Origin of the sequence: Neisseria sp. HMSC058F07 (assembly GCF_001810035.1) — a bacterium.
GTDB lineage: Bacteria > Pseudomonadota > Gammaproteobacteria > Burkholderiales > Neisseriaceae > Neisseria > Neisseria perflava.
Genome location: NZ_KV799674.1, coordinates 32,643 through 44,902 on the forward strand (window position 1 = coordinate 32,643; position 12,260 = coordinate 44,902).

Genomic DNA, 12,260 nt, shown 5'->3' on the forward strand with positions numbered 1-12,260 from the left:
CTATGTTGGAAAGTGCTGATTTTACATAAACATAAAATACACTAAGTTATTTTATTGAACATATATCGTACTTTATCTATCCGACTATTTGGACGACGGGGCTGGCAAACAGGTTCACCGGTAGTAACATGGTACCCTTTTAACTCTGTTAAACAAACACTACGTCCATTTGTAAAGAAAGTTAAATCACTACGATATTCTTGAATACACCGAGCAGGGATTTCTCCACTAAGAATGACCTCATTATTTTTCAATTGAGTGTCTACGATGTTCGCACAATATTTAGGAGCATCGTTGTATGCTCGTGAAAGATATTCCTGTGGCGCATAAATTTTAAAACTAAGATATGGCTCTAACAATTCTGTTCCAGCTTTTTTTAAGACTTGTTCCAATACAATAGGAGCAAGCATCCGAAAATCTGCTGGGGTACTAACAGGGCTATAGTATAAGCCATACTTAAAACAGATTTTACAATCCGTCACATTCCAACCATATAATCCTTGTTCGCAACCATAGCGTATCCCTTCCATAACTGCATTTTGAAATGATTGATTTAAGTATCCAAGAGAAACCGAGCTCTCATACTGCATTCCACTTCCCAACGGAAGCGGTGATACAGATAAACCAATGGAAGCCCAGAAAGGATTTGGCGGCACTTCGATGTGAATGGTATATTCTGCATTTTTTAACGGTCTCTCCATATAAATGACTGTAGGCTCTTTTAGTTCTATCTCCACATGATACTTTTCTTGCAACAGTGCACTAATCACTTCCATTTGTACTTTCCCTAAGAAAGAAAGTATGATTTCATGTGTCGCAGAATCCACATAATATCGCAGAAGCGGGTCACTGTCGGAGATTTCTAAAAGTGCATCAAGTAACATTTCCCTTTGTTGAGGTTTGCTCGGTTCAACAGTCGTTTGCAGCAGAGGGAGGGGATTTTCAATTCTCTCTCTCTGTGGCAATAGCTTTGTATCTCCAAGAACACTATTTAACTTCAAAAACTCATTCTGCAAAATAACAATTTCCCCGGAATAAGCCTTATCGATTTTACATAATTCACCATTTATTGAAGTATACATTTCTGTAATTTTTATTTTTTCCTTTTCCGATATTCTAACCGAATCTCGCAAATGCAGTACGCCACTATAAAGACGTATATATGCAAGACGCTGTCTTTTTTCCGAATACTCAATTTTGAAAACTTTTCCGCAAAGTTCAGACTGACCTCGATGTGTTGATGAATAAAATTTATTCGTAATCACTTCTATAAGGTTATCAATCCCTATATTGTTTTTTGCACTTCCGTGATAAACAGGGAACAGGGAACAATTATGAAATCTTATGCTTTCCTCTTGTTCGAGTTCTAATGCTTCCAATAATTTCCCAGACGTATATTTCTCCAAAAGGTAATCATTTCCTTCTATTACCATATCCCATTGTTCAGATTCGGTAAAGTTCATTACACGCATATTAGGATGCAGTTCTACCTTCTGTTTGATTACAATTTCGGCAGAAAGTTTCTCTTTAATATCCTGATAAACCGTTGATAAATCAATTCCATTTTGGTCAATCTTATTGATAAAAAAGATTGTGGGAATCCCCATTTTCCTAAGTGCATGAAATAATATACGAGTTTGTGCTTGTACGCCATCTTTTGCAGAAATCAGTAGAATTGCCCCATCTAAAACTGATAATGAACGATATACTTCTGCTAAGAAATCCATATGTCCTGGCGTGTCTATGATGTTCACCTTCGTATTTTCCCACTGAAAAGAGGTTATTCCTGTCTGAATTGTAATTCCTCTCTGACGTTCTAAAAGCGTATTATCCGTCCTCGTTGTACCTTTGTCCACGCTTCCTAATTCTGTAATCGCTCCACTGTTATATAATAAGCTTTCTGTTAAGGTAGTTTTTCCTGCATCAACATGAGCTAAAACTCCAATATTAATAATTTTCATGTGATTTTCCTCCATTCAAAAACCCAAAAGGGCATAAAAATCCCAGTGATAAATACTTTTATCACTGGGATTTTTATGCATAACCATAGGTATACAAAGCATACAGATATTCTCTGGATACTTTAGAATCACATGATAAAGGTATTCTTAAACTGGGTACAAAAAACTAAGCCCTCCTAAAAAAGGACATCTAATTATTTGTTCCCGCTATCAAATTGACAGTTTATTTAAGAATACCTTGCCGCATATTTATTAACTCCTTTTAAATAGTCACTTAAATAATAGCACGTAAGAGCATATTTGTAAAGGAATCTCCAATTTTTTATCAAAAAAAGCGATTTATCGGCGCGGCGGCAATTTGACGACAACCGTATCGGCCAGCATATCGTAGAGCGTGCGGCGGTCGCGTTTGACGGAAAAGAGCATGATGAAGTTGATGAAGGCTATAAGCAGAGAAATCAGGTTTCCACCCGTGTCACTTATTGCCAACGATACAATAGTTACCACAACACCAACAGCAAGCGCCCAAACAACTTCGCGGATTAAAACTGTTCCTTCAAAACCTGGATTATTCCCGTCACTTTTTAACACGCGGATGCCCATAATTTTTTTACCTAAAGACTGACCGTCCCGGCTCATGTAATACAGTTGGAAGATACCGAAAACCAAATAAACAGCCAAAGAAATAAAAAATGTTATGGCAAAATATTCAGGGGTATTAGAAAGAGAAGACTCCGAAACTAATTCTTTGCTTTCATCTAAAGTGAAAACTACCATCACAATGAATGGCAACCATATCAAAAAAGTAAACAGATTATTCAACAAATATGCCGCAACCCTCGCCCCCGGCGAAGCAATATGGACATCTACTATTTCTGTTTGGGGCAAATCCGACAAATTGATTTTGCTCATTTAATCTTCCTCTGTACCATTAATGAAATGCAATTTCATTGCCATCTTAACCTATTTTCCTATCATTCTAAAAATTTTCGATAAAAACCTTTACATTTTCCGCAGACGGCGTTAAAACGTTTGTTTTCCCCTTTTTTATAGTGGGTTAACAAAAATCTGAACAAAGCGGCAGGCGATGCCGTTCCGATTTTTGTTAATGCACTATAAACTTATCCGGATTTTCTTTGTAAGGAGTAACACATGAAAGTAGGTTTTGTCGGCTGGCGCGGTATGGTCGGCTCTGTTTTGATGCAGCGTATGAAAGAAGAAAACGACTTCGCCCATATTCCCGAAGCGTTTTTCTTTACCACTTCCAACGTCGGCGGTGCTGCCCCTGATTTCGGTCAGGCGGCCAAAACATTGTTGGATGCCAACGATGTTGCCAAATTGGCAAAAATGGACATCATCGTTACCTGTCAGGGCGGCGATTACACCAAATCCGTGTTCCAACCCCTGCGCGACAGCGGCTGGAACGGATACTGGGTTGACGCGGCTTCTTCCCTGCGCATGAAAGACGACGCGATTATCGTCCTCGACCCGGTCAACCGCAACGTCATCGACAACGGCCTCAAAAACGGCGTGAAAAACTACATCGGCGGCAACTGCACCGTTTCCCTGATGCTGATGGCTTTGGGCGGCCTGTTCCAAAACGATTTGGTCGAATGGGCAACCAGCATGACCTACCAAGCCGCTTCCGGCGCGGGTGCGAAAAACATGCGCGAACTCATCAGCGGCATGGGCGCGATTCACGCCCAAGTGGCAGACGAGCTTGCCGACCCTTCCAGCGCGATCCTCGACATCGACCGCAAAGTGTCCGATTTCCTGCGCAGCGAAGACTATCCGAAAGCCAACTTCGGCGTACCGCTCGCCGGCAGCCTGATTCCTTGGATTGACGTGGATTTGGGTAATGGCCAGTCCAAAGAAGAATGGAAGGGCGGCGTGGAAACCAACAAAATCCTCGGCCGCAGCGACAATCCGACCGTAATCGACGGCTTGTGCGTACGCATCGGTTCTATGCGCTGCCACAGCCAAGCCATTACCCTGAAGCTGAAAAAAGACCTGCCTGTTTCTGAAATCGAAGCGATTTTGGCAGGCGCGAACGACTGGGTGAAAGTCATCCCCAACGAAAAAGAAGCCAGCATCCACGAGCTGACTCCTGCCAAAGTTACCGGCACGCTGTCTGTTCCTGTTGGCCGTATCCGCAAACTGGAGATGGGCGGCGAATACATCAGCGCGTTCACTGTCGGCGACCAACTCTTGTGGGGCGCTGCCGAACCGTTGCGCCGCGTATTGCGCATTATCTTGGGCAGCCTGTAATTTAGGTTGGCATGAAAAAAGCAACGGTTTGGGCCGTTGCTTTTTTTGTCACAATAAGGCCGTCTGAAATGTTCAGACGGCCTTATTTCCTATTCTTTCTTACCGGCCAAACCGATTTCTTTGGTAGAGTCGCCAACTTTGATTTGCGCCTTACCGGCAATTTCTTCAGCCTGCGAGCCGAAGAGTTTCAAATCATAACGGCCGTTTTCGATACCGTTCAAACTGGTTTTACCGCTGATGGCGGCTTTGCCATTGTTATTGGCAATACCTGCGGCAAGCAGGTCGACATTATTGTAGGAGGCCATGCTGCTAATTTTGCCGTAACCTTGTTTTTTATCGAAATCAACGGTGTATTTCAGACGGCCACTACGGTCGTCGCCGTTAAACGCGATCCCCGAATACTGATAGCTGCCTTGTTTGGGCAAATTGCGGTAAGCGGTTTCATCGCCTTGGACTTCGCCGACGGTGAATGTGTATGTATCAAGGTTTTGCAGCTTGCCTGCGTCATCGGCTTTTTGTTTGGTGTAACGCGCAGCAACAGTGGAATAATTTTGTTTATACACTTGGAAGTCGCCCGTTTCCAAAGTAATGACTTGGCCGTTTACCTTAATTTTTTGGGCGTAGTCGTAAGAAGATACTTTATCGGTTTTCAAAAAGCCGGTATCGAGTTTGCCGCCTTTTTGCAGGGTTTGCGTTTTACCGTTGGCCGTCAGCTCCAACGTACCGTTTTCAGGGACGGATTCGTTCAATTCAACGGACAACACGCCTTTCGGATGCGGATTGAGCGGCTCGGTCACGGCATTCGACAAGCCGCTTGTTGCGCCGCCGCAGGCAGCCAACATCAAAGACAGGGAAGCAGTCAAAGCAGAAATGCGGAGGGTTCTCATCATTTTTTCCTTTCCTTTTTTATTTGGTATGATATTTATCATATACCTAAAAAAATGAACAATAAATGATTTTTGTCAAAATTAAGTATTTTGAATATTAATTTTATAAATATTGAAACATTTTTAGAATATCGGACATTCAGTCCATCTCGCCTCCCTTCCGCCATAATCATTTTATTTTGCAAACGGATTTCATTATGCCGAAAATCACCCTTATCGCCGCCTACGCCGCCTGCCGCTGTATCGGCATCAACAACACCATGCCTTGGCATTTGCCCGAGGATTTTGCCTTTTTCAAATCCTACACCACCGGCAAACCCGTCATTATGGGCCGCAAAACATGGGAATCGCTGCCGCGCAAACCGCTGCCCGGCCGTCAAAATATCGTCATCACCCGCCAAGATTATCAGGCCGAAGGTGCGCAAACGGCAGCTTCTTTGGAAGATGCGCTGGCTTTGTGTCAGGGGGTTGAAGAAGTCATCATCATGGGCGGCGCGCAAATTTATGCACAAGCCCTGCCGATTGCCACGGATTTGCGTTTGACCGAAGTCGGTTTGGATGTGGACGGCGATGCGTTTTTTCCTGAATTTTCCGCAGAAACATGGCAAGAAGCCTCTCGGGAAAACCATGTTTCCGCCAAAGGCATCGAATATGCGTTTGTGCATTATGTGAAGGCATAATCCGACAACGCAAAGGCCGTCTGAAACCCTGTTTTTCAGGTTTCAGACGGCCTTTTTTATCTCGTTTGTTTATAGCATACCGGTTAAGCCGTTTTGTTCTTCAAAGGCAGCTTGATATGCGGTTTGGCCGGCTTGGGCGCTTCTTTCAGTCCAAGTTCGATTTGCTGCTCTTCGCTCAACAAATTGCTCCAGTCGCCTTTTTTATACCAGTCGCGGCCGTCCAACTCGATGGGGTGTTGGATGCGCTCGCAACCGTTGCCGCATTGCAAATCGTCTTCTTTGCAGTATTTGTCGCAACCCCAGCAGATACGCTCGGGATTTTTCGGGAAAATGGGAAATTTCTTGGCCATGATGTTCTTCTTTTGTTTGTGTGCGGTATGGGCAGAATTATAAGTGATTTGAATGGGGCTGGCGGCGGGTTTATCGTGTTTTACGCTGATTTTTTAAGATGTGTTAATCTTTCAGACGGCCTATACTGTAAAACTATCCCTATGCGGTACAACAAGAGGACCCAATATGAACATATGCCGTCTGAAGCCTGAATTTGTCGAGCCTTTATCCCTCGCGCTGTTTGAGGAATGGCACGATTTTGCACCGTGGTCGTCTCTGGATAAAATCCGTGCGTATTACGCGCAGTGCCTTAATGGGGATAACTTGCCGCTGGCGTTTGCGGCTGTGGATAACAAAGGGCGGCTGATGGGTTCGGCGGCATTGAAGCGGTTTGATATGGCGAGTTTTTCCGAATACGAATATTGGCTGGGCGATGTGTTCGTTTTGCCGCAATTTCGCGGTTTGGGCGTAGGCAGGCAGCTGGTTTCGTTTTGTCTGGATAAAGCACGCGAACTGGGTTTGCCGCATCTGTTTCTCTATACGCCGGATGTGCAGGCCGTGTATGAAAAGTTCGGCTGGAAAGAAATTACCCAGACTTGGCACAATGGGGAAACCGTATCCGTCATGAAATTGGATTTATAGTTTGAAAAGAATAAAGGGCCGTCTGAACATTTGGTTTCAGACGGCCTTTGTTTTTTGAATGATCCACAACTACCCTATCCGTTTAAACGGCGGCAAACAGGCCAATAATTGTTGGCCGTAGCGTTGCGTTTTGACGCGGTTGTCGAGGATGGTCACGCGGCCGTAATCCTGTTCGGTACGGATAAGGCGGCCGACAGCTTGAATCAGTTTGATGCTGGCTTCGGGTACCGTAATTTCGATAAAGGGATTGCCGCCGCGTTGTTCAATCCAACGGTTTTGGGTTTTCTCGATGGGATTGTCCGGCATGGCAAACGGCAACTTGGCAATAATGACTTGCACACAGGCCGTGCCGGGCAGGTCAAGGCCTTCGGCAAAACTGTCGAGGCCGAAAATAATGCTGGCTTTACCTTCGGCAATGGCTTGATGGTGCCTTTGTAAAAGAACGGCCTTGGGCAACTCGCCCTGCACAAGCAGAAGCGGCAAGTATTCGTCAGGCAGTCGTAAGGCGACATCCTGCATTTGCTTGCGCGAGGAAAACAACACCAGCGTACCGATGGCTTCAACCGGCGAAACCAGTTTCGGCAACCATTCGACAATGGCGGCCGTGTGCGCATCAGGGTCTTTGGGGCTGGCATGAACCGGCGGAATATACAGCTCGCCTTGCGCATCGAAATTAAACGGGCTTTCCAATGCAAGCGTGGTGGTTTCGGGCAGCCACAGCAGGCCGGTTTGGCGCAAAATCAGGTTGAAGCTGCCGAGCGATTGCAGGGTGGCCGAAGTCAGCACCGCGCCTGCCGCGCGCCGCCACAGGCTGTTGGCAAGGTGGGATGCGCTGCTGATGGGGCTGGCATTGAAAATATAGTCGTTTTTGTCGTCGGCACGGCGGGTTATCCATTTCGCCAACGGCTCTTCGCCTTCAATGGGAACGGTGGAGAGTAAATCCCAAACCGCGCTGATTTGTTCGATACGGGCGATAAAAAGGCCGAACTCGCTGGTCAGGCGGTCGATGAGCGCGCCGTCCTGCTCTTTGTCGCGGCGCGCGGCAGAAAGCGCATCGTTCAAGCCGACAACATGTTTGAGCAGGCTGCGTGCAGCAATGGCCGTATTGGAAACCGTAGTTTCAAGGCCTTCGGGGATTTTGCCGTCTTCCCACAGCCAAGTCGGTTCGTTGTGTTTCCGCCTGTCGTTTTCAGACGACCCCAGACTTAAAGACGGCTCTTCCGCTAAGTGAAACTGCCATTCATGCAGGCTGTCGAGCAAGGATGTGGCAGCTTCGTCGGCGAGGTTGGCAAGTTCGGCTTTATCGGTAAGCGCGGCAATTTTGCCAGTAAGCTGCGGCAGTTTTTCCAATGTCCAAACGGCAATATTCCATGAATGTTCGGCGGCAAAACGGCTGAGGGCTTTTTTGGGCAGGTGGTGCGCTTCGTCTATGCAATAGAAACTGTTTTCAGGCGCAGGCAGAATCACGCCGCCGCCCATGCTGATGTCGGCAAGCAGAAGGTCATGGTTGGCAACGACGACATCGACGGTTTCCAAGACATCGCGTGCCAGGTAAAAAGGGCATTCCGGACGGTTGGGACAGGCGGCTTTCAGGCAGCCGTGGCGGTCGTTGGTAACTTTGAGCCAAATCGTGTCATCGATTTTTTCCGGCCAAGTGTCGCGATCGCCATTAAAGCGGCGGGCGGAAAATTCATCGGCAATGTCGCGCAGCAGGTTCAATTCTTCCGGCTTGGGTTTGCTGTCCCACAACACTTCCGGTGCTTCAAAACCAAGCAGGTTTTGCTGGGCGTTGTTTTGCGTCAGTTGATAGAGTTTGTAGGGGCAAAGATAACGGCCGCGTCCCTTGGCAAGCGCAAAGGTCAGCTCCAAACCGCTTTTTTCGACCAGAAACGGCAAATCGCGGTCAACCAACTGCTCCTGCAAAGCCACCGTCGCACTGCTGACGATCAACCATTTGCCGCGCGTTTGCGCCATGATGCCGCCGGCCAAAAGGTAGGCCAACGATTTACCCACACCGGTCGGCCCTTCGATCACGGCAATGCTCTCACCCTCGCGTTTGGGCGCTTCTTCGCCTTCTTCACGCGTCAACGTCCGCGAAAAAGCGTTGGCAATCGCCGCAATCATTTCCCGCTGCGAAGCGCGCGGACGGAAACCGGGCAGGTTTTTGCCAATGTTTTGGTAATGGTCGCGGATGGCGTTTTTTTCTAAATCGGTGAGCATTGAGGCCGTCTGAATGGGTTTGCAAGAATAGCGTATTTTAGCATTTTTACCTTAATGAAGCCTTCGTAAAGTCTTACTCTATTTTAGGGTTTGGCATTTTGATGGCAATGGACGAACCGAAAAACCATAATCGGTTTTAACCAAGCAAAAGGCCGTCTGAAACTTTAGCCGCACTGATGCAGAGGCACCCACAATTTTTGCTTTTCGGATTTGTTTTTCTCGTAGCGGTTCCACGCTTTTTCATGAAAATAAAAGACGACGGTATTGACGATGGGTTCGACCAAAGCCACCGCGCTGGAAACGCCGATACTGCCGGTCAGAATATAGGCGACACTAAATGCGACGCTGAAATGCAAAATAGCAAATGTAATGGTTTTAATCATGCTGTTTTCCTGATACATTGATGTTTTAATAGCTACATAATAATTATTATCAACTAACACGTATATTTTAAATCCTTTATCCTGATTTAGATTTTATAAATCGATATTTTATTTTTGATAGGAATTTTATGAATCCGCTCCAAATTGTCGTCCTCGACCGCGATACCCTCGTCAATCGCCCGTTTGAATTTGATTTTCCACACACATTAAGCAGCTACGGCACAACCGAAGCGCACGAAACGCTGGCGCGCATACGGGGTGCGGACATCATCATTACCAACAAAGTCGTGATTTCCGCCGAACACATCGCCGCCAACCCGCAGCTCAAACTGATTGCGCTAGCCGCGACGGGCGTCAACAATGTGGACGTTGAGGCCGCCAAACAAAATGGTACGGCAGTGTGCAATATCCGCGCTTACGGCAATGAATCCGTGGCGGAACACGCGTTTATGATGATGATTACCCTGATGCGCAACCTGCCTGCCTACCAGCGCGACGTTGCGGCAGGCTTGTGGGAAAACTCGCCGTTTTTCTGCTACCTCGGCGCACCGATGCGCGATTTGAACGGCAAAACGCTGGCGATTTTCGGTCGCGGCAATATCGGTAAAACACTGGCAACTTATGCTCAGGCTTTCAAAATGAATGTCGTGTTCGCCGAACATAAAAATGCCCAAAGCGTCCGCGACGGCTATGTTTCCTTTGACGAAGCCATCCGCTCCGCCGATGTCGTGTCGCTTAATTGTCCACTCACACCGCAAACGGCAAACATGATAGGCGAAGCCGAATTGCAACAAATGAAACCCGGCGCCATCCTCATCAACTGCGGGCGCGGCGGCTTGGTCGATGAAGCCGCTTTGGTTGCGGCGTTGAAATACGGCCAAATCGGCGGTGCAGGTTTTGACGTGTTGACACAAGAGCCGCCGCGCGACGGCAACCCTCTGCTGAAAGCCCGACTGCCCAACCTCATCGTCACGCCACACATTGCATGGGCAAGCCAAGAAGCCGCAAACCGCCTGTTTGACATCCTTTTGGATAACATCAACCGCTTCGTGGCCGGCAATCCGCAAAATCTGGTTTAATCTATGGAAAACCTGTTGATAAGGTTGTGAACAATTTTAAAGGCCGTCTGAAATATTCAGACGGCCTTTATTTATCTTTATTTATTTCATAAAGTTATCTATCAAGTAGATTAAATCATTTCATTCTTCATTGTGGATAACCCTATAAAAAGGCCGTCTGAAATACTCAGACGGCCTTTTGTTTGCCCGGGCAAATTAAATATCGTATGTGGTTGAAGCGGTATCGCCGCCCTTGCCTGTCCAGTTGGTATGGAAAAACTCGCCGCGCGGTTTGTCGGTACGCTCGTAAGTGTGCGCGCCGAAGTAGTCGCGTTGGGCTTGCAGCAGGTTGGCGGGCAGACGCTCGGAAGTGTAGCCGTCAAGGAAGGTAATTGCGGAAGCCATGCAAGGCATCGGAATACCGCACTCAATCGCTTTGGCCACCACTTTACGCCATGCAGGCAGACAAATTTCCAATACGCCTTTGAAATAAGGATCGGAACCCAAGAAGACCAAATCAGGATTGGCCTCGTATGCGTCGCGGATGTTGCCCAAGAACGCGCTGCGGATAATGCAGCCTTCGCGCCACAAGAGGGCAGTATTGCCGTAATTCAATGCCCAATCGTTGTTTTCGCTGGCTTCGCGGATCAGCATAAAGCCTTGTGCATAAGAAATGATTTTGGATGCCAACAGGGCTTGGCGTAGGGCTTCGACCCATGCGGCTTTGTCGCCTTCAATCGGGGTAATGGTTTTGCCAAACAGGCTGTTTGCTTGGGTGCGTTGGTCTTTAAACGCGGACACGCAACGTGCAAATACGGCTTCGGAAATCAGGGTCAACGGGATACCCAAATCGAGGGCATTGATGCCGGTCCATTTACCTGTACCTTTTTGACCTGCGGTATCGAGGATTTTTTCGACCAAAGGTTCGCCGTTTTCATCTCTGTAACCCAAAATCGCGGCGGTAATTTCGACCAGATAAGAATCCAGTTCGGTTTTGTTCCACTCGTTGAAGATTTGGTGCATTTCGTCATAAGACAGGCCCAAACCGTCTTTCATGAATTGGTACGCTTCGCAAATCAACTGCATGTCGCCGTATTCGATGCCGTTGTGCACCATTTTGACGAAGTGGCCCGCACCGTCACGGCCGACCCAGTCGCAGCAAGGTTCGCCTTGAGGCGTTTTGGCGGAGATGGCTTGGAAAATCGGTTTGACGGCAGGCCATACGGCTTCATCGCCGCCGGGCATGATAGAAGGACCGTGACGCGCGCCTTCTTCACCGCCGGATACACCGGCACCGATAAAGCGGATACCTTTTGCCGCCAGCTCGTGGGTGCGGCGGGTGGAATCGGGATAGTTGGCGTTGCCGCCGTCAATAATAATGTCGCCTTGGTCCAAAAGCGGGACAAGTTGCTCGATAAAGTCGTCCACAACAGAACCAGCGCGTACCATCATCATGATTTTGCGTGGTTTTTCTAATTTATTAACCAGATCTTGCAGTGAATATGCACCGATAATATTGGTATTTTTGGCTGCGCCGTTTAAAAAATCATCTACTTTGCTAGTCGTCCGGTTGTATGCGACAACTTTAAAGCCGTTGTCGTTCATGTTGAGAATCAGGTTTTGCCCCATTACGGCAAGGCCGATTACGCCAATGTCGCCTTTCATTTTGTGAAACTCCGTTATTGATTAATTTTATCTAGCGTAACTCTAGCTGATTTACACGTTTTTAACAATCCTTAACTTTTTAATTTTTTGAAAAGATGCCTTTACGTTTCAGACGGCCTTTGCCTTTAGGAAAATAAACTATAATTTAGATTTTAAATAATAAATA

General features: G+C 47.0%; 12 protein-coding genes. 4 read left to right on the forward strand and 8 right to left on the reverse strand.

The annotated features are described in order from the left end of the window. Window positions 1-41: 41 nt before the first annotated feature. The 3 genes from tet(M) to HMPREF2696_RS03555 form a co-directional block, all read right to left on the reverse strand. Window positions 42-1,961, reverse strand: coding sequence for a tetracycline resistance ribosomal protection protein Tet(M) (gene tet(M), locus HMPREF2696_RS03550; RefSeq protein WP_063856397.1), 1,920 nt, complete (start codon window positions 1,959-1,961; stop codon window positions 42-44). Between the two features lie 15 nt (window positions 1,962-1,976). Beyond that, the gene (locus tag HMPREF2696_RS11180; RefSeq protein WP_001791010.1) at window positions 1,977-2,093 is read right to left on the reverse strand and encodes a tetracycline resistance determinant leader peptide; all 117 of its coding nucleotides are present in this window, start codon (window positions 2,091-2,093) and stop codon (window positions 1,977-1,979) included. A gap of 207 nt (window positions 2,094-2,300) precedes the next feature. After that, the gene (locus tag HMPREF2696_RS03555) at window positions 2,301-2,873 is read right to left on the reverse strand and encodes an RDD family protein (protein ID WP_070587859.1); all 573 of its coding nucleotides are present in this window, start codon (window positions 2,871-2,873) and stop codon (window positions 2,301-2,303) included. 240 nt (window positions 2,874-3,113) lie between these two features. On the opposite strand from HMPREF2696_RS03555, the gene asd reads away from it, so the two are divergent. Beyond that, a complete protein-coding gene (asd, locus tag HMPREF2696_RS03560; RefSeq protein ID WP_049344926.1) occupies window positions 3,114-4,229 on the forward strand; it encodes an aspartate-semialdehyde dehydrogenase in 1,116 nt (371 codons plus the stop codon). A gap of 89 nt (window positions 4,230-4,318) precedes the next feature. On the opposite strand, the gene HMPREF2696_RS03565 is transcribed toward asd, so the two are convergent. Then, window positions 4,319-5,116, reverse strand: a complete 798-nt coding sequence (locus HMPREF2696_RS03565) for a factor H-binding protein (RefSeq protein ID WP_070587862.1) — start codon at window positions 5,114-5,116, stop codon at window positions 4,319-4,321. Between the two features lie 197 nt (window positions 5,117-5,313). On the opposite strand from HMPREF2696_RS03565, the gene HMPREF2696_RS03570 reads away from it, so the two are divergent. After that, window positions 5,314-5,796 (forward strand): dihydrofolate reductase, encoded by a 483-nt coding sequence (locus tag HMPREF2696_RS03570; RefSeq protein ID WP_070587865.1) that lies wholly within the window; start codon window positions 5,314-5,316, stop codon window positions 5,794-5,796. A gap of 83 nt (window positions 5,797-5,879) precedes the next feature. Here HMPREF2696_RS03570 and HMPREF2696_RS03575 read toward each other — a convergent pair whose 3' ends face one another. Next, window positions 5,880-6,146, reverse strand: coding sequence for a DUF3079 domain-containing protein (locus tag HMPREF2696_RS03575; RefSeq protein WP_003686685.1), 267 nt, complete (start codon window positions 6,144-6,146; stop codon window positions 5,880-5,882). Window positions 6,147-6,312: 166 nt separating this feature from the next. On the opposite strand from HMPREF2696_RS03575, the gene HMPREF2696_RS03580 reads away from it, so the two are divergent. Further along, complete coding sequence (locus tag HMPREF2696_RS03580; RefSeq protein WP_070587867.1) at window positions 6,313-6,768, forward strand: GNAT family N-acetyltransferase; 456 nt, start codon at window positions 6,313-6,315, stop codon at window positions 6,766-6,768. A gap of 69 nt (window positions 6,769-6,837) precedes the next feature. Here HMPREF2696_RS03580 and dinG read toward each other — a convergent pair whose 3' ends face one another. Both dinG and HMPREF2696_RS03590 read right to left on the reverse strand, forming a co-directional pair. Further along, window positions 6,838-8,988: an ATP-dependent DNA helicase DinG gene (dinG, locus tag HMPREF2696_RS03585; RefSeq protein ID WP_070587870.1), complete on the reverse strand. Its 2,151-nt coding sequence runs from the start codon at window positions 8,986-8,988 to the stop codon at window positions 6,838-6,840. 164 nt (window positions 8,989-9,152) lie between these two features. Next, a complete protein-coding gene (locus HMPREF2696_RS03590) occupies window positions 9,153-9,371 on the reverse strand; it encodes a DUF2061 domain-containing protein (RefSeq protein WP_070826381.1) in 219 nt (72 codons plus the stop codon). Between the two features lie 128 nt (window positions 9,372-9,499). On the opposite strand from HMPREF2696_RS03590, the gene HMPREF2696_RS03595 reads away from it, so the two are divergent. Beyond that, window positions 9,500-10,450: a D-2-hydroxyacid dehydrogenase gene (locus HMPREF2696_RS03595; protein ID WP_004519196.1), complete on the forward strand. Its 951-nt coding sequence runs from the start codon at window positions 9,500-9,502 to the stop codon at window positions 10,448-10,450. Window positions 10,451-10,645: 195 nt separating this feature from the next. Here the strand turns inward: HMPREF2696_RS03595 and gnd are convergent, their stop codons facing one another. Beyond that, on the reverse strand, window positions 10,646-12,094 hold the full coding sequence (gene gnd, locus HMPREF2696_RS03600; protein ID WP_070587873.1) for a decarboxylating NADP(+)-dependent phosphogluconate dehydrogenase: 1,449 nt from the start codon (window positions 12,092-12,094) through the stop codon (window positions 10,646-10,648). Between the last annotated feature and the right edge of the window lie 166 nt (window positions 12,095-12,260).